This is a genomic window from Staphylospora marina, from assembly GCF_003856495.1.
GTDB classification, from domain to species: domain Bacteria; phylum Bacillota; class Bacilli; order Thermoactinomycetales; family Thermoactinomycetaceae; genus Staphylospora; species Staphylospora marina.
On sequence record NZ_CP034118.1, the window covers coordinates 1437864 to 1455258 of the forward strand.

General features: G+C 56.4%; 16 protein-coding genes. 1 reads left to right on the forward strand and 15 read right to left on the reverse strand.

The genetic code is table 11. The features are described from left to right. Positions 1–55: 55 nt before the first annotated feature. The 7 genes from rny to recA all read right to left on the reverse strand — a co-directional run bounded on the left by rny (position 56) and on the right by recA (position 6976). Positions 56–1600, reverse strand: coding sequence for a ribonuclease Y (rny, locus tag EG886_RS07200; RefSeq protein ID WP_124727500.1), 1545 nt, complete (start codon positions 1598–1600; stop codon positions 56–58). A gap of 200 nt (positions 1601–1800) precedes the next feature. Beyond that, positions 1801–2475 carry an ATP-binding protein gene (locus tag EG886_RS07205; protein WP_124727501.1) on the reverse strand — a complete coding sequence of 225 codons (675 nt, stop codon included), beginning with the start codon at positions 2473–2475 and terminating at the stop codon, positions 1801–1803. Then, positions 2476–2721, reverse strand: coding sequence for a hypothetical protein (locus EG886_RS07210; protein WP_124727502.1), 246 nt, complete (start codon positions 2719–2721; stop codon positions 2476–2478). It lies immediately after the preceding gene. Next, the gene (locus EG886_RS07215) at positions 2663–4171 is read right to left on the reverse strand and encodes an AAA family ATPase (protein WP_124727503.1); all 1509 of its coding nucleotides are present in this window, start codon (positions 4169–4171) and stop codon (positions 2663–2665) included. The genes EG886_RS07210 and EG886_RS07215 overlap by 59 nt, the downstream gene beginning before the upstream one ends. Beyond that, positions 4168–5181 (reverse strand): metallophosphoesterase family protein, encoded by a 1014-nt coding sequence (locus EG886_RS07220; RefSeq protein WP_241154282.1) that lies wholly within the window; start codon positions 5179–5181, stop codon positions 4168–4170. Before EG886_RS07220 ends, EG886_RS07215 begins: the two co-directional genes overlap by 4 nt. Beyond that, the gene (locus EG886_RS07225; RefSeq protein WP_124727505.1) at positions 5181–5831 is read right to left on the reverse strand and encodes a RecX family transcriptional regulator; all 651 of its coding nucleotides are present in this window, start codon (positions 5829–5831) and stop codon (positions 5181–5183) included. The genes EG886_RS07220 and EG886_RS07225 overlap by 1 nt, the downstream gene beginning before the upstream one ends. 29 nt (positions 5832–5860) lie before the next feature. Further along, a complete protein-coding gene (gene recA, locus EG886_RS07230; RefSeq protein WP_124727506.1) occupies positions 5861–6976 on the reverse strand; it encodes a recombinase RecA in 1116 nt (371 codons plus the stop codon). A gap of 140 nt (positions 6977–7116) precedes the next feature. Here recA and EG886_RS07235 point away from each other — a divergent pair, with 140 nt between their 5' ends. Beyond that, positions 7117–7449: a metal-sulfur cluster assembly factor gene (locus tag EG886_RS07235; protein ID WP_124727507.1), complete on the forward strand. Its 333-nt coding sequence runs from the start codon at positions 7117–7119 to the stop codon at positions 7447–7449. Positions 7450–7499: 50 nt separating this feature from the next. Here the strand turns inward: EG886_RS07235 and EG886_RS07240 are convergent, their stop codons facing one another. The 8 genes from EG886_RS07240 to EG886_RS07275 all read right to left on the reverse strand — a co-directional run bounded on the left by EG886_RS07240 (position 7500) and on the right by EG886_RS07275 (position 17335). Next, on the reverse strand, positions 7500–9089 hold the full coding sequence (locus EG886_RS07240) for a DEAD/DEAH box helicase (protein WP_124727508.1): 1590 nt from the start codon (positions 9087–9089) through the stop codon (positions 7500–7502). Beyond that, positions 9086–10339, reverse strand: coding sequence for a competence/damage-inducible protein A (locus EG886_RS07245; protein ID WP_124727509.1), 1254 nt, complete (start codon positions 10337–10339; stop codon positions 9086–9088). The genes EG886_RS07240 and EG886_RS07245 overlap by 4 nt, the downstream gene beginning before the upstream one ends. Before the next feature lie 38 nt (positions 10340–10377). Then, positions 10378–10962, reverse strand: coding sequence for a CDP-diacylglycerol--glycerol-3-phosphate 3-phosphatidyltransferase (gene pgsA, locus EG886_RS07250; protein WP_124727510.1), 585 nt, complete (start codon positions 10960–10962; stop codon positions 10378–10380). Between the two features lie 222 nt (positions 10963–11184). Then, positions 11185–12060 (reverse strand): helix-turn-helix domain-containing protein, encoded by an 876-nt coding sequence (locus EG886_RS07255; RefSeq protein WP_124727511.1) that lies wholly within the window; start codon positions 12058–12060, stop codon positions 11185–11187. Between the two features lie 181 nt (positions 12061–12241). Continuing rightward, positions 12242–13921 carry a helix-turn-helix domain-containing protein gene (locus EG886_RS07260; RefSeq protein WP_164491719.1) on the reverse strand — a complete coding sequence of 560 codons (1680 nt, stop codon included), beginning with the start codon at positions 13919–13921 and terminating at the stop codon, positions 12242–12244. A gap of 306 nt (positions 13922–14227) precedes the next feature. Beyond that, positions 14228–15376: a helix-turn-helix domain-containing protein gene (locus tag EG886_RS07265; RefSeq protein ID WP_206425299.1), complete on the reverse strand. Its 1149-nt coding sequence runs from the start codon at positions 15374–15376 to the stop codon at positions 14228–14230. A 39-nt stretch (positions 15377–15415) separates the two neighbouring features. Further along, positions 15416–16534, reverse strand: coding sequence for a helix-turn-helix domain-containing protein (locus tag EG886_RS07270; protein WP_124727513.1), 1119 nt, complete (start codon positions 16532–16534; stop codon positions 15416–15418). 24 nt (positions 16535–16558) lie between these two features. Beyond that, a complete protein-coding gene (locus tag EG886_RS07275; RefSeq protein ID WP_124727514.1) occupies positions 16559–17335 on the reverse strand; it encodes a DUF3388 domain-containing protein in 777 nt (258 codons plus the stop codon). Between the last annotated feature and the right edge of the window lie 60 nt (positions 17336–17395).

The following is a 17395-nucleotide window of genomic DNA, read 5'->3' on the forward strand; positions in this document are numbered from 1 at the left end:
TTTGAAGGAAAAAGCGCCGGTCGGGGGGAGTCCGTCTCAACCGACGGAAACCGCTTTATTTCGCGTATTCCACTGATCGTGTCTCCCGGATGACCGTCACCTTGATCTGACCGGGATAATCCAGTTCTCTTTCGATCCGCTTGGTGATCTCACGGGCAAGGCGCGCCGCTTCAGCATCGTCCACCTCATCCGGCTTCACGATGATGCGACACTCCCGGCCGGCTTGAATCGCATAGGATTTCTCCACGCCGTCGAAGGAATCGCAGATTTCTTCCAGTTTCACCAAGCGTTTGATATAGGCTTCCAGCGTTTCCCTCCGGGCACCGGGACGCGCCGCGGACAACGCATCGGCCGCCCGAACCAGGACGGCGACGACACTGGTCGCCTCGCAATCGCCGTGGTGGGAAGCGATGCTGTTGATGACGACGGGATGTTCATGGTATTTCTTCGCCAGTTCCACGCCGATCTCCACGTGCGAACCTTCGATTTCGTGGTCAATCGCTTTTCCGATGTCATGAAGCAGACCGGCCCGCTTGGCCAAATGAACGTCTTCGCCGAGCTCCGCGGCCAGCAACCCCGCCAGGTGGGCCACTTCCATCGAATGCTTCAACACGTTTTGACCGTAGCTGGTCCGGAACTTCAGCCGCCCGATGATTTTGATCAAATCCGGGTGCAAACCGTGAACTCCGGTTTCAAAGGTGGCTTGTTCGCCGTATTCCCGAATGCGCTCGTCCACATCCCGGCGGGATTTTTCCACCATTTCCTCGATGCGTGCCGGGTGAATCCGCCCGTCGGCCACCAGCTTTTCCAGGGCGACACGGGCAATTTCCCGTCGGATGGGATCAAATCCGGACAAAATGACGGCTTCCGGCGTGTCGTCGATGATCAGGTCAATGCCGGTCAGCGTTTCCAGCGTCCGGATGTTTCGCCCTTCGCGACCGATGATCCGTCCCTTCATTTCATCATTGGGCAAGTTGACCACCGAGACCGTGGTCTCCGCCACGTGATCGGCAGCACAACGCTGGATGGCCAATGACAGGATCTTCTTCGCCCGACGGTCCCCTTCCTCAATGGCCTGCTGCTCCATTTCCTTGATGATCTGGGCCGTTTCATGTCTCATCTCATTCTCCACCCGCGTGAGAATGAGTTGGCGCGCTTCTTCCTGGGTAAGCCCGGAGAGCCGCTCCATTTCCTTTTGCTGTTCCTGGTATAGCTTTTCGATCTCTTGCTGCTTGAGCTCCAGTTCCTTTTCCCTTTGGTTCAGCAAATCTTCCTTGGTTTCCTGAGCCTGCTGTTTCCGCTCCAGAAGCTCTTCCTTTTGGTTCAGGCGTCGCTCGATTCGCTGCAGCTCGTTTCTCTGTTCCCTGATTTCTTTTTCCGCCTCACTCCGCAAGCGGTGGGCTTCATCTCTGGCCTCGAAAATCTTTTCCTTCTTGATGGCTTCCGCTTCTTTCCGAGCCTGATCTATGATCTCCGCGGCCGCTTGTTCGGCGCTTCCGATGCGCGCCTCAGCCGCCGTTTTCCGAATCCAGTACCCCGCGGCGGCTCCGACTCCGAGGGAGGCGATCAGGAGAACGATGTCGCTCGTTTCCAACACCATGGTCCATCGCTCACCTCCTCTTTCTCCGATTACAAAACAAGACCGATGAACTCGGTCTTCACACTTTCCGTCCGTCGGGTTTTCGGCTATACCGGGCAAAGGGCCCATGTTTGCCCCGTTTTGATTTCTCATGTTCGAACGAACCGGATCACAGAGGTATCTTTGCTTGAAAAGACAAAGATACAGTTCAATTGTATTAATTAACCATTATCGTTGTCAAGGCGGCGGTTTTTCACCACTTCCGATTTTCCGGAAGCCAGGCGGACGTACCATGCGGAATCGGCGGATTCCGCGAGGTGAACGTTGTGGCTGACCATGATGATTTGCCTGTCGAACGTTTCGCCGATCGACTTCAAAAATTCCACCATGGGGCCGATAAAGTCTTCGCTGACGTGTTTCCCCGGTTCATCCAAAATCAGGGGGCCCGCCGGAGTCGGTTTCACGGACAGCATCAGGGCGATGCGCAGCGCCAGGGAGATGATGTCCACGATTCCCCCGCCGCGGGAGTCCTGCGGTTTGTTTTTGATCTGTCGGTCTTCCCACTCCGTGACCACATAAAATTCGGCGGACGGGGTTCCCCGCTGTTCGGCGAGCTCGATTTCAAATCTGAAAGAAGGACCGAACACGTGTCTGAGAGCGTTCGTCACAAGTTCTTCCAGTTGCTGCTTTGCCTGATCCCTGGCATGATCCGCGGCCAGTTGGAGCAGGATCCGGCTTTTTTCCGTCACATCCTGCTCTTTGGTCTGGGAAGCGAGGCTGTTTTCCACCTCTTCCAGCCGTTTGTTGAGAAAGTCCCGCTCGATCCGGCGACGGGTCAGTTCCTCCCGGGCCGCGGCGAGGGATTGTTCCAAATCATGGAACGACGGTGATCGCATTTATTGTCTCATCTCCTCGGGGAGACAGTTCCATGCCTCGGTCAGTTTTTTCTCGATCTCTTCTTTCAGGCGATCGATTTCCTCTTCCAATTTGTCTGGGTCCACCCCCATTTCCCGTGTTTCTTTCATGATCTCTTCCTCGCGGCGGGTCAGTTCCTCCAGCCGCGCCTCCGCCTTCACCCTCATGTTATTGGCCTTCTCCAGCTGTTCCCTGAGTTTCCTGATCTTCTCTTCCAACTGCTGCACGGGCGATTCCTCCTCCGTACTCTTCCAGGATGTGTTCAATGACCGAACCTTCCAGCGGGGTCATGCAGGTGGGACACTTGCCCAACGAGCGGAGGGATTCCTCCAACCGCTTCAGCAGGTGAACCATGTCCCGGTTGATTTGCTTCAGATACTCCCGTCCGTCCTTGATCCGTTTTCGGGTGTCCGTCAGTTCTTCGTTTAATGCGGACAGGTCTTTCAACCGCTTGTGAAGCAGCTCCGTCCCGGACAACAGGGGAAGGATTTCGGAGACCCGGCTCCATTTTCGAGTCTCTTCGACAAGCCGTCGTTTTTCCCCGGACCATTTCAACCATTCATTGCGCATCTTTTCCATCCGGGCCAGCCGGGGAGTCATCGTCTCGACCTCGCTCACGGCCCGGAGCGCATCGGGCACGCATCTGAACCTGTCACGAACCGTCTGAGCCGTCTCACGCTCCACGACAATTTTTTGAAGTTGATCCGCCTGGCGGCAAAGATCCTTCCATCTCTCCGATGCCTGCCGCGCTTCCGTCAGCAGCGTGAACGCCTGAGGCAACCTTGAGGAAGCGACGATCCACCGTCGGCACACCTTGATTTCCTGCGCGGTCTTCTTCCGGTTTTCATCCAATCTGGTCAGGCGACGCAACTGTTCTTGTCGAATTTCCGTGTCCCGGAGAATCCGAACGGCGGTCGGAAGCGCATCAAATGTCCGGATCCGCGCTTCCGTTTGTCGCTTCTCTTCGCGGACGGCAGACAGTTCCTCCGCCAAACGCACGAGTCGCCGCATTCGTTCTTGCTTCTCCCGGGCGTCCCGAAACAATTCCTCCGCACGGGCCACGGTTTTTTCCAACTGTTCCAGCGTCTCGTACGGCTTCAGCTTTTCTTCGATCTCGCTCTTCTCTTCTTCCAGGCGCCGGATCTTCTGCGTGGCGGTCCGATGATCGGAAGAAGCCATTTTGATCGCCCGATCAAACAGTTGGGCGCCGATGATCCGGCCGATGGTCTTGGCTTTGCTGCTTCCGGATTCAAACAGCAAAAACGGAGGTTCCAGCTGCCCTCCGAAATGAAGAAGGACTTCTTTTCCGTCCAACGGGATCGGACGAATGCCGTGGACTTGAGTGATCTCTTCCGGAACGGAATTGCCGAACCCTTCAAACGTCAGCTCCGGCTCCCCCGGTTTCCGCAGGATGTAGCGGTTGACGGACGAACTGCGAACGCGGACGATTTCCGTTCCGTCCATGAGCGTCAGGCTGACCCGGCATTCCCGGGCTCCGCTGCGGATGAAATCGGTCCCTCGCGGCACGTTGAACAGCACCCAGCGAAGCGCGCGCAACACGGCGCTTTTTCCGCTGTCACTGGGACCGACGAAAACGTTGAGTCCGGACGAAAAGTCGATCTCCGTCCGTTGATGGGATTGAAAGTTTTCGATGATGAGCTTTTTGAATCCGTTCACTGGGCGGCCTCTCCTTCCGCCACTTCCGCCTTTTCGATGTACTCCATGGCTCGCTCCCGGATTTCTTCAATTTCTCTTTTTTTCTCTTCTTTTTCAACGTCCTTCAATTGTTCGTTGACCAAGTTATTGATGATATCTTTCACCGCGATCGCCTTGAAATCCATCGCGCGTTTCAAAGCGCTGATGAAATCGTCCAATTGCTTATCCCGGTACGCAGCCTCTTCAATGTACGTCCGGTCCAGCACTTCCGGTCCGGGTTTGGCACACTGAAGCGGGATGCGCTCGATGCGGATCTCTTCATCCAGCTCGATCAGGACGACCTGAGGCTTCCGGTGGATTTCGGCCTTGTTGTTGTTGATCCTCACCAATGCGCCGGGATTGATGATATACTTTCCGTCTTTTCGCTGGATGTCAAATCCGTTGTGGTAATGGCCGGTCAGCAAGATGTCCACGTCTTCCGACCAGACTTCATGCACCAACGTATGCGGCACACCGTCCGGGAGATTTTTGTCCACCAGCATGCCATGCACCATGTGAATGCAATACTTGGCGCCAACTTCGTTTTTGACCGCGTAATCCAACGCTTTCTCCCTGCGGTCCAGATCATAATGGAACGGTTGACCGCTCAGCTGCACCGTCACGCCGTCCTTTTCCAGCAGGATCCGTTCTCCCTCGCGGATCAGCCGGAGCATGCCGAACGCTTCGAGGAGCCCCAACATGGTCCGTTCCAGCGTGGCCGGATTGTGACCGTATATGTCATGATTGCCGGCAATGGCGTAGACCGGGGCGCGGAACCGGCGAAACTGCTCGGCAAATTCCCTGACCACGGCGGGGGACAAATTCGGACGGTCAAACACGTCTCCGCCGTGAAGGATCACATCCACCTGTTCCCGTTCGGCAATCCCGATCACTTCATCCAGCTTTCGGCGAAGCGTATCTTGGAAATCGTCGGTCCGGCTTCGCGGGGCGGTTCCGCGAATGTGGGTATCCGTGAAATACAAGAGTCGCATCAACGTTTCCCCTCTTCCTGTTCATGCCGCAGGCGCAACTCTTTCAGCACGGACATGACATCTTCCATGCCGAATCCCCGTCTGAGCAGATAGGCCCCCACTTTTCGCTCAATGTTTCTCCACGGTTCTCCGACAAGACGCAAGCAGCGCCTTTCGGCAAGTTCCATTGCCATTTGGCGCTGCCGGTCGTCAGGAATCTCCATGAGTGCTTCATCGACAAGGGAAGGGGCGATCCCCTTCCGGATGAGCTCCTGTCTGAGCCGCTTGGCGCCCAATTTCTTTCCGTCCTGCCGTTCCCGGATCCAGGCACGGACAAACCAATGATCGTTGATGTAGCCAAGCTCCTTCATTTCTTCCACGACCCGATCACAAACTCCTGCTTCGAACCCTTTCGACAACAGCCGGTTCCGGAGCTCCGCTTCGGTTCGGGGCCGATGGCTGAGATAGCGCAAGGCCGCTTGCTTCACCCGTTGGATTTCTTCTTCCTCCGCCATCTCCCGGAGCAGGTCGGGTTCGATCTCCATGTCCTTGTACAGCCGGAACTTGACCAATACGTCCTCATGCACGGACAGGAGGTTTTCCCCGTCCACGAAGATGAGGTACCTCCCGTCCGATGCCTTTCTGATATGGGTGATCCGTTTCCCGTTCACGATGACTCAACCTTTCCGGACACTTCCGATCAGGAAAGCTCCGGCCCGCTTCCTTCGGCCACTCCGGCCGGAACCTCTTTCTCCTTCGCCCGGCGTCCTTTCTTTTGCGGCACGGTTTCTTCTTCCTTGGCAGCCGCGACCGGTGCATTCTCCTCCAGAAGGGGCAGATCGAAGTGGGCGCGGATCCGGTTCTCGATCCGGAGGCACAGCTCGGGGTGATCTTTCAGGAACTGCTTGGCGTTTTCCCGGCCTTGTCCGAGACGCTCACCCTCAAAGGAATACCAAGCTCCGCTTTTGGCCACGATATCCAGGTCGGTCGCGATGTCCAGCACGCTGCCTTCCCTGGAAATGCCCTCGCCGAACATGATGTCCACATCCGCCTGCTTGAACGGCGGAGCCACCTTGTTTTTCACCACTTTGATCCGGGTGCGGTTCCCCACCATGTCGTTGCCTTGCTTGATCGTCTCCTGGCGCCGGACCTCCAGCCGGACGCTCGCGTAAAACTTCAGGGCCCGACCGCCCGGAGTGGTTTCGGGGTTGCCGAACATGACTCCCACTTTTTCACGAATCTGGTTGATGAAAATGGCGATGGTCTTCGACTTGTTGATCGCTCCGGACAATTTCCGCAACGCCTGGGACATGAGCCGGGCCTGCAGACCGACGTGGGAATCTCCCATTTCTCCTTCGATCTCCGCCTTCGGCACAAGCGCGGCCACGGAGTCAATCACGATGACGTCCACCGCTCCGCTGCGCACGAGTGCCTCGGCGATTTCCAAGGCTTGCTCCCCGGTGTCCGGTTGGGACAGGAGCAACTCGGAAATGTTCACTCCCAAATTGCGCGCATACACCGGATCCAACGCATGTTCGGCGTCGATGAACGCCGCGGTTCCGCCCCTCTTCTGCACTTCCGCGATGGCATGCAAGGCAACCGTCGTTTTCCCGGACGATTCGGGCCCGTACACTTCAATGATTCGTCCGCGCGGAAACCCGCCCACGCCCAACGCGATATCCAGAGCCAGCGCACCGCTGGAAACCGTCTCCACCTGGGGGGATGTCTCTTCACCGAGACGCATGATCGAACCTTTGCCGAATTGTTTTTCAATCTGTCTGAGCGCCATCTCGAGCGCCTGCCGACGATCGGACATGCAAGTTCCTCCTCTTCTCGCCCCATTGAATCACACATCCATCATACCCTGTTTTCCGCTGTCTGCCAAGATGATTTGCGAACATTTATTCGTTTTTTTGACCACCCGTGTGACACGGGGAAAAATGTGGTACATTACAAATGGAAGGGGGTTTTCCGGTGAACAAGGACGCTCTCAGGGAAGCGATCATGGAGCGGCTGGAAGAAGTGAATGACCCGGAACTGAACATCGACATCGTCAATCTGGGATTGGTGTACGGGGTGGACATCGCGGATGACGGAAACGTCAAAGTCACCATGACTCTCACCGCCATGGGATGTCCGCTTGCCGGAACCATCCAGGAACAGGTCAAACAGGCCTTGGAGGGACTGGACGGCGTGAAAGACGTCACCGTGGACATCGTTTGGAACCCGCCATGGGACAAAAGCCGGATGTCCCGGTATGCGAAAATCGCCCTCGGCATCGCCGACTGACAACAAAACGGCTCTCCCGCCGATGCGGGAGAGCCGTTTTGTTCGGTGAATCAAGCACGGGATTCCTGTTTTCCCCTGGGGCGGGCCGGTTCCATGTTGATGCGCGACCCGTTGATCTTGCTCTGACGAAGTGCTTCATAGACAAACGGCGCCACGTCTTCCGGAACTTCCACGAAGGAAAAACGGTCATAGATGTTGATCTTGCCCACCTGACGGGGTGAAATGCCCGCGTGCTCGGAGATGGCCTTGGAAAGCTCCTGCGGGTTCAGATTGGCGTTGCGTCCCACGTTGAGGAAGAAGCGAACCATTCCCGGAGCCGCTCCCGTCTCTCCGAAATTGTACCCCGAATCAAATTTGGCGAACCGGTCGGAAAACGCCACGGAAAGGGCCGCGGAAACCACTTTTTCCGGCGAAAATTTCTCCAAAAGCCGCGCCGCCATCTCTTCGAACAAAGAGTGAGAACCTTCCCGGATCACTTCCTCGATCTGGGTCATCCAGGTCCCTTGCTGCCGGGCGGCCACTTCTTCCAGGGAAGGCAGTTCACGCGGATTCAGCCGCACGCCCGTCTCCTGTTCAATGGTGCGCAACTGTTTCATTTCGCGCGGCGTGACCAACGTGATGGCGGTCCCTTCCTTGCCGGCGCGGCCGGTCCGCCCGATCCGGTGAACGTAACTTTCCACGTCCTGGGGAATGTCATAGTTGATCACATGGGAGACGCTGCCCACATCGATGCCGCGCGCCGCAACATCGGTGGCCACGAGCAGTTCGATTTCGCCGGAGCGGAACGCGTTCATCACCCGGTCCCGTTGCGGCTGGGCAAGATCCCCGTGCAAACCGCCTGCGAGATAACCTCTGACCTGAAGCGCCTCGGCCAGCTCATCCACGCCTTTTTTGGTGCGGCAGAAGATGATGCCCAGTTCCACTTCCTCGCTGTCGAGAATGCGGCTGAGCGCGTCCACTTTGGTGCTTTCCAGCACGCGGTAGTACACTTGCCTGATCAGAGGAACCGTCACTTCCCCGCGGCTGACCGTGATGTATCGGGGTTTTCTCATGTATTTCTGTGCAAGGTGCCGGATCGGGCTGGGCATCGTGGCGGAGAACAGGAGCAACTGTCGCTGCGCGGGAAGATGGCGGAACACCGCCTCGATGTCGTCGATGAATCCCATGTCCAGCATCTCGTCTGCTTCGTCCAGCACCACCATTTCCACATGATCGGTGCTCAGGGTTCCGCGGCGCAAATGGTCCAGAAGACGGCCGGGCGTTCCGATCACCACGTGCACACCCTGTTTGAGCGCCTTGATTTGGGTGCCGATGGATTGTCCTCCGTAGATCGGCAAGGTTTTGACACGCTTGGGGCGCCCGATTTTCCGGAGTTCGTCGGAAACCTGGATGGCCAACTCACGGGTGGGGGCCAAAATAATGCTCTGAACGACCGGCTGGCGAGGGTCGACCCTCTCCAGAACCGGGATGCCGAACGCGGCTGTTTTTCCGGTTCCCGTCTGTGCCTGCCCGATCACATCCTCCCCCCGGAGAACGGCGGGAATGCAGGCATCCTGGATCGGGGAAGGCTCTTCAAAACCCATTTCGTGAATCCCTCTGAGAATTTCGGGACTGAGACCAAACTGTTCAAAACGATTCATGCGTCGGTTTCACCTTTCTTTAGTCGTTGCTGAAGAATGAAACAAGCGGTCTTGGCGGTGAGGAGACGGATTTTCCGGCGGTCCCCCTTCAGGTCCAAACGATGGCAACGCACCGGCTTCCCCTTCTCGGCGAAACCGATGAACACAAGGCCGGGGGGCTTTCCTTCGGCCGATGCAGGACCCGCGACCCCCGTAACGCTGATGCCGTAATCGGCATCAAACCGCTCAAGCGCATGCCTGGCGAGCGCTTCCGCCGTTTCCGCACTCACCGTTCCGTGCCGTGAGATGATTTCCGCGGGAACTCCGGCGACATTCTCCTTCACGTCTGCGGTATAGGCGACAAATCCGCCTTTCAGAACCCGGCTCGCACCCGGAACGGAAGAAATCAGACCGGCCAACAATCCCCCCGTGCAACTTTCGGATACGGCCACGGTTTTTCCCGCTTCAGCAAGAAGAGAAACAACCGCTTCTTCCGGTGACCGGTCATCCGGACTGTAACAATATTTTCCCGCCCTGCGCAAAACTTCTTCCCGAACGGGCAGCATCCTGTCCCGTGCCTCTTTTTCGGTGCGGCCATGTGCCGTGATCCGCAAAGAGACTCCCGCTTCCTTGGCATACGTGGCCACGACGAGGCCTTCTTGCGGCGACATCAGATCTTTCAGTTTTTCTTCCAAAGCCGATTCTCCGATCCCGAAAAAAGAAAGGGTCTCCGACAGGTACACCTTCCCTTTCGAGAAGCGCTCAAGCAGAAAAGGACGGACGCTTTTTTCAAACATGGGGTACAGTTCCCCAGGAGGGCCGGGAAGAAGGACGTACGTGACTCCTCCCTGCGTCACGGACAGCCCCGGTGCGGTTCCGCGGTCGTTGTGGAACACCGTTCCTCCCGGAAACACCAAGGCTTGTTTGCGGTTGTTGGGCGGCATGGGGACGCCCCGGCCCGCAAACAGTCGCTCCAGTCTTTCGAGCACTTCCGGATCCTGCCTGAGCGTGATCCCGAGGAATTCGGCCACCGTTTCCTTGGTCAAATCATCCATGGTGGGCCCGAGTCCCCCGCAGAGAATCACCAAAGAAGAACGGCCGGATGCGAGCTTGAGAACCTGCAACAAGGCCTCCCGGTCATCCCCGACCGATGAATGAAACCGCACTTCGATCCCGAGAGAAAAACACCGGCGGGACAGCCACGCCGAATGGGTGTCCACCGTGTTTCCCGTGATCAGTTCCGTTCCGACAGTAATGATTTCCGCAGTCATGTTCCCTTTCCTTTCGGATCTTCAGGCAAACGCGAATCTCATTGCGGCTTCGTCACACTGACGAGATTCCGGTTCTTGATGAAATAATCGATTCCGGAAATGATGGTGATGACAACCGCCAACCAGGTCATGATCATCGAAAACGGAAAGGCGAAGGAAGAAAAGGGCGCATTGTTCAACATGAGTGACACGATGGCCACCACCTGGACAATGGTTTTGAGTTTCCCGAGCGAACTGGCGGCGATGACATGCCCTTCGGCCGCCGCAACAAGGCGCAAGCCCGTGACGGCAAACTCCCGACTGATGATCACGATGGCAATCCATGCTTCCAGGCGTTGCATCTCCACCAAAGAGACCATGGCCGCCGTAATCAACAATTTGTCGGCGAGAGGGTCCAGAAATTTGCCCAAATTGGTCACCATCTTGTTTTTCCGGGCGACATACCCGTCAAGGCCGTCCGTCACCGCGGCCAAAACAAACATCAGCGTGGCGATCAATTCGGAAACCGTCAAGAATGCTTCCCCCACGCGAATCTGTCCGAGGTCAAGACGCACAAGAAGAAACAGCATCACAACCGGTACCAGGAGTATGCGAAAAAAAGTGATCTTGTTGGCCAGATTCAATTCAACCGACCTCCCGGGTGTTCGCAAATGTACTTTCCCCGAAGTTCCCGGTGCTCTCCCCTCCGGTCCGGTTCTGCGAAGGCCCCGGTCACGCAAACGATGATTGCCACGATTCATCCTCCAGCTTTTCGTTCCCGAAACATTCTTTCGTAAGTATAAACCATCAAAATCAGGCATGTCAAAAACGGAAGCGGAGAGCCAAAGACTCTCCGCCCCGTTCGCTCAGCCGTTTCCCTCTTCCCCGTCTCCGACTCCCTCGAGTTTCAGCTGAAACAGGGAAACCTCTTCCAGTTTCGACGTATCAATGAACACACCGTTCACGAAAAGTTCCACGCGGTTGGGATGATCCAGCCTGACGGAAATCCATTCATCATGCTCGGCACTGACCACGTCTCCAGAATTCAGGCTTTTGTCAACCAGCGGTTCGCCGGTGGGGCCGCCACCGCGAACCCTGACTTTCGTCGTGTTCAGCGCCTTGATCTTCACCTCGACCCGATCTGCATCACGGATGGTGTACAAATCTCCGTATTTGTAACTTTCCGAGGTTTTGGTGAGCATGAGAACCGGTCGTTTCATGCCGGTTTTCGATTCCGTGACTTCCGGTTTCTCTTCGGTCCGGGGAGCCGGATTTTCCGTTTCGGCATGAAGCGGCTTTTCCTCTTCCCCGGACAACAGAAGCCACGCCCCGATCCCCGTCAAAATCAGGACGCCGACACCGGCCGCCACCCACCGCAGCTTGACGGGAAATGCCGACAAGAGCTTGTTCAGTTCATCCTTCCACGATCTTTTGGCAACTCTCCGGCTCCTGCGCGCCTCCACCCGTGAGACAAGAGGTTTGTCCGGTACGGCGGAAGGCGTGTTTGAATGATTTTCACTCATGCTGAACTCACGCAGCAACGGAGAGGGGTTCACCTTTACCAATCGGGCGTAAGCCCGGATCCATCCGCGGACCCGGGCGGAGTCGGACATGCCGCTGAAATCCCCCCGTTCGATTCGTGCGAGCACTTCGGGGTCGACACCCGTTCGAACCGCTGCCTCTTCCAGGGACATTCCCATGCTCTCCCGGGCCGCCCTCAACGCATCAAATGACCGGGTCATCCGCTATGTACCCCCCGTGACCAGTTGTTTCTCCAGCTTCTTCAGTATATCGCACATTCAAAAGGACGGTCAAAAACGCCGTCGACAATCCGGTGAATGATGAGAAAGCCCCGCCTGTGCACAAGCGGGGCTTTCATCATGGACCGATTTTTTCGGCGGAGCAGGCGCTCTGACGGCACAATCACTCCGCATCCGTCGACTTTTTGATGTGAACGTTGACGGCCGGATCGATGAACGTTCCGTTGGCCTTCACAACCACGCTTTCCGGTTGTCCGAACGTGATCCACAGATCCGGATTATCGGTGAAAACATGTTTGAATTCCCATTTTTGACCGCTTTTGAGCGTGGCTTCTTTCAATTTGTCCGTACCCGAAGCCTGCGCACCCCGGATCTCGATCCAGCAACTTCCCGAGGGAACCTCAAATTCAAGCGTCAGCTGATCGGTGCCTTTCAGGCGATAGTGATTCGTGTTGGCCCCTTTTTGCGCGGGTTCCAGGGTTCCTTTGGACGCCGGTTGGACTTTCTGCGCGGATTTTTCGTTGTTGCCATCGGTGTTGATTTCTTCGGACGAAGTGTTGTTTTTCGACTGATCCACATTTGATTTCGACTCGGACTCATTTCCCAACACCGACATGACTCCCCATCCGATCGAACCGCAAAGGATGAGCGCGGCCACCGCAGCCACTGCTTTCCGCTTCATCGGTGACCCGCTCGCGTCTTTCGATTGCTTGCGGGTCGCACTTCTCCTCGGCGTGGTGGGGAAACCGGGATCATGGGCGGACGGATCGCCCTCGCCCGCCGCCGCTTCCCGCGCGGCGAGAGCGCCCGGTTCGGGAGGCAACGTGTTTCTTTCCTGACGGATCCTTGCGCTTCTGGAAAGTGAACCGGCGGATGGCGACCCCCCCGGAGATCCTTGAACGCCGGAAGTCCCCGTCACGGGAGCATGGGAACCGGTCGATCTGGTCAACCCTCTGCCCAAAGCGGGATCTGCGACCGGTTTTGCCGGATTTGTCGAAAGAGGTTCCTGATCGGCAAGAGGCGGCAGACCCGGCGAGGAAGGTTTGATGCTCTCCGGGGATGTGTCAGGTCCCGGAGATCTCTTCGGCATGTTGGGCAGGGGTCCCCCTGCGGGCGGTCTGACGGAATTCGGCTGTCCCTGCTCCCTTGGTCTGCGGGGAGGAAGGGTGCCGGCATGCATGTCCGGAAATGTTGCCTGTCGTTGATTCGTCGCCGGTTCCGAAGGCAAGGGAACACGTCCCGTCGCCGAAAGATCGGGTTTTTCCCGGACCTCGGGCTGAACGGGATTCGGAATCTGGGGTCCGTGAGGCATGGGCCTTGCCAGACCGGTATTCCGTTGGTAACCCAGATCACGTCTGACCATTTCCCTGTCACGCATGATCTGCAATTTGCTCGTTTCCGACTTGGCTGCGGTAAGTGCCGTGTTGACACTCGTCCTGGGCATGCTTCTGCCCGCCGCCGGTTGCCTTGGATCTTGCGAAACGCCCCGAAGAGGCCCGCTTCCCGGACCGACCGCAGGCATTTTCAACGTTCCGGTGCCGGGAAAACGGCCGGTCTGGGACAAATCATTTTCCGTGACGGCCTTATGTACTCCCGTCATCCTTTCCGCCTGATCAATCTTGCGGTACTGTCTGAGAATGTGATGGGGCTCCACCTTGACACAGTTGGCATAGGAACGGAGATAGGTCCTCACGTAAAAAGGACTGGGCAATTTATGAAACTCACCGTTTTCGATCGCGATCAAGAACGATTTCTGGATCTTTGTTTTTTCCTGCACTTGGTCCAGGGTCATTCCAAGCGCCTCTCGGGCTTGTCGAAGGTATGAACCGATCTCGACAGACACCCCAGCCACCTCCTGACAGGCTGTATGAACATCGCACAAGCAAATTGTGCGTTGCATTCTCCAGCTTTTCGGGCTTCCCGCGCTTGCCCCAGTTGAAACATTTTACAATCGTTGCTTTGAATCCTCTTTTCTGTCACTTTTTTCGGCGGGTCAAAAAAGAGGTCCCCTGAAAAAATTCGCCGCCATCCCCCGTCTGGGAGGAGGCGGACACCACAAGTCAACGCAAAACGAACCGGAGCAAAACGCAGAATTTGACACAAGCATACCACGGCACACCAAACGTGTCAAAACGACTTGATCGGGGGATCAGGGAATCAGGGAAACCCGGATCACCTTTTCATTCTCATAGTTCTTGGTATCCACCTGGAATCCGTTGATCAACACCTGAACTTTGGCGGGTTTGCTGAGTTTCAACCAAATCTCCTTGTTGTAATTGGCCGTGAACGTTTTTCCGGGTCCCACCGATCCTTGGGCCACGACGTCCCCCACTTCTTCATGCCGGATCTCAAAATCCGACTTTCCACCCCCGACCGACTTGATTTCGACTTTCATCGTGTCCGAATTGACCAGTTCATACCTGTCCGGAAATTCGGGTGAGGTATATAGGACAGACAATCTCGGTGTTTTGGGGCCTTCGTTTTGCGGTGGGGTGTCCGTCTCCCCGGAATCCTGGGTCATCTCGGTGTTGCCCGTATTGCTCGACGCGTTTTCCATCCGGTAATACATGAACCATGCGGCGGCCAAAACCAGCAGGATCGCCCCGAAAATCAGGAAACGACCGTACCATTTGCCCAGTGATGAACCTTTTTCCTTCCCGGCATGCCTCGCCGACCTGCCGAGTTCCTGACCGTATGTCCGTCCACCCGTCGATGCGGCGGTCGTTTTTTCACGGGTGATCCCCAGCTCCTCGGGATCGGGCACATCCGGCGGCATGACCGGTCTGCGGGCACCGGAGGAGCGAGAGGGAATGCTCCTCGCCGGAGAGGAGTGACCGGAATGCACCGGATGAGAAAGAGAGGAAGAGGTTCTCACGTGGCGTTGCCGTTCCGGATCGGTGTCCTGAGGATAAGGCCGGGAAAATGTTTGGGATTCACGTCCGTAAACGGAAGGATTGGCTCCCGCGCTCCGGAAATCCCCGGATGCATACCCGCCCATGCTTTCCTCCGGTTCTCCGGCGGACGGAAGAGCATGGTGTCCGGGATGCCCGACCGGTTCGGTTCTCGGCCGCTGGGCCGGCTGGTAAAACTTCAGAAGCATCTGAGGGTTTTCCCCCACCACGCCTGCATAGCTCCGAATGTAAGAACGAACATAAATCGGACTGGGCAACAATTCGAATTGCCCGTTTTCAATGGCTTGCAAATATTTCTTCTGAATCCGGGTCCGGGCTTCCACATCTTCGAGCGTCATCCCCAGCGATTCTCGAGCCCGCTTCAGGCGCTTGCCGATATCGATCACACCAATACCTCCTTTGACCGCCCCGCTGCCCGGAACTCATCATTTCTTCAGCTTGATCCGGTAGCTCTGTTCCGTGTCCTGAGCATCCGTGGACAAATCCACGCCGTTGACGGTGACTTGTACGTTGGAGGGAACGCTCAGCCGGAACCAAATTTCATTGAGCCCCGTTGCGTCAAGCCGGCGCTCCTCACCGACACGAAGTCTGAATTGATTCTTTTTCCCGTTTTTGAAATCGGCGGCCGTCGGGGCGTACATCACGATGGATTCGCCCGATTTTCCTTTGACCACCACTTCCAGATTGGATGCATTGGTCAGATAGTACAATTGGCCCATGTAGGAGTCATCGGGAATCTCGCCCGGCTCCAGCATGGGATCGGCGATTTCTCCGGCACTCACGTCACCGTTCGAGAGCGTTTCAGTGTTCGAGTTGACGGTGGCATCGGGATCCTCCGATCCGGAGAAATACCAAATTCCCCCGCCGACGAGAAGCAGGGCGGCCACGGCCGCGGAAATCACCATCGGCGCCGGTTTGCGGGAATCTTCGTCCTCGAGCGATTGTTTCGCTTCCATGACGGCTTTTCTCGGAGCCAAAGGCTGGGGTTGGGGAGCGGGGAAAGAAATTCCGCCCGGTGATTGCGCAGCCGGCTTGCTCAGAGGTTGGAATCGCTGAGTGTTTTGCTGAACGGGTGCCGGCTCGACAGGATGCTGGCTTGTCCCGTACGGCACCGGCATGGACGGGGATGAACCGAACACGCTCCTCGGAAGCGTCTGACCGGAACCGACCTCTCCGGCTCTTCCCTGCTGACGGGGATTCGCGTTCGTCCGGTACGCGGGCCCCCTCTGCGCGGTCTGCTGAGGCCGGGTCCACTCCGGCTCCGGAAGAGACCGGCTTTGGGGAGGTGTCGCCGGAACGGAGGAAGATCCGGGATTCATCATCTGCTCATACATTTCCAAGAGAGGTTGGGCATCAAGGCCCAGACATTTGGAATAGGTTCTGAGAAAAGCCTTGGCGTAAAAAGGGCTGGGCAGCAGTTCAAACTGATCATTTTCCAGCGCTTGCAAATACTCAATGTGGATGTTGGTCATCCGGTTCATTTCTTCCAGGGTGTAACCCTGCTGTTCCCTGACCTGTCTCAAGTAGTTGCCGATACCCGCCATCTTGTTCCCCCCGTGACAAAGCCCTTAAAAATGACCTTCAAATCCTTTTTCCAGAATCTCGTATGAGATCTCTTCATCCGGATGATTCCGGAGTTCGATGATGTAATTGAAGTCATTGAGCGAAAATCCGGTTTCCTTGCAAAAAATATCGGGGTGTTCGATCACCTTGGTTGCGTTCATTCCCAGGATTTCTCTTACCAGCATCGCATGTTTCTCCGTTGATCTCATCGTGGAGACGATTCCGTCGATGATGTATACGTGATCATCGGAAAATTCATCATGCGCCAGCTGGTTCCGGATCGTCTGTTTGAGCAGCGTGGACGACACGAACGTCCACCGCTTGTTGGCACAAACACTGGAGGCGACGATCGATTCCGTCTTCCCCACCCGCGGCATTCCCCTGACCCCGATCAGCTGATGGCCATCTTTTTTGAACAATTCAGCCATAAAATCGACCAGAAGTCCCAATTCTTCGCGGGTGAAGCGATAAGTCCTCTTGTCTTCCAGACACCGGTCCAGATAGCGACCGTGACGGACCGCCAACCTGTCCACCAGCTTGGGCGGACGGAGGGCGGTGATCGTAATGTTGTCCACCCGTTCCAGAATGTTTCGGAGTGCGTCGATTTTTTCATCGTTGCGGGTTCTGAGCAACATCCCCCGCCGGTTGTCTTCCACACCGTTGATGGTCAATATATTGATGGACAACATTCCCAGAAGCGATGCGATATCCCCCAGAAGACCCGGACGGTTTTTGTGAATCTGGTATTCCAGATACCATTCGCGAGATTCTTCCTGATTCATGATCGCACACCTTTCATGCCGACACCCGAAAGTGTGGATTTGGCATTTCAACTGGTTTTT

What these genes read in the sequence shown, in the direction of transcription:
- EG886_RS07245 (WP_124727509.1), bottom strand. Translation starts at nt 10,339, where the DNA reads ATGACTGCGGAAATCATTACTGTCGGAACGGAACTGATCACGGGAAAC.
- EG886_RS07255 (WP_124727511.1), bottom strand. Translation starts at nt 12,060, where the DNA reads ATGACCCGGTCATTTGATGCGTTGAGGGCGGCCCGGGAGAGCATGGGA.
- EG886_RS07205 (WP_124727501.1), bottom strand. Translation starts at nt 2,475, where the DNA reads ATGCGATCACCGTCGTTCCATGATTTGGAACAATCCCTCGCCGCGGCC.
- EG886_RS07270 (WP_124727513.1), bottom strand. Translation starts at nt 16,534, where the DNA reads ATGGCGGGTATCGGCAACTACTTGAGACAGGTCAGGGAACAGCAGGGT.
- EG886_RS07275 (WP_124727514.1), bottom strand. Translation starts at nt 17,335, where the DNA reads ATGAATCAGGAAGAATCTCGCGAATGGTATCTGGAATACCAGATTCAC.
- EG886_RS07235 (WP_124727507.1), top strand. Translation starts at nt 7,117, where the DNA reads ATGGAAGGGGGTTTTCCGGTGAACAAGGACGCTCTCAGGGAAGCGATC.
- rny (WP_124727500.1), bottom strand. Translation starts at nt 1,600, where the DNA reads ATGGTGTTGGAAACGAGCGACATCGTTCTCCTGATCGCCTCCCTCGGA.
- recA (WP_124727506.1), bottom strand. Translation starts at nt 6,976, where the DNA reads ATGTCCGATCGTCGGCAGGCGCTCGAGATGGCGCTCAGACAGATTGAA.
- EG886_RS07240 (WP_124727508.1), bottom strand. Translation starts at nt 9,089, where the DNA reads ATGAATCGTTTTGAACAGTTTGGTCTCAGTCCCGAAATTCTCAGAGGG.
- EG886_RS07220 (WP_241154282.1), bottom strand. Translation starts at nt 5,181, where the DNA reads ATGCGACTCTTGTATTTCACGGATACCCACATTCGCGGAACCGCCCCG.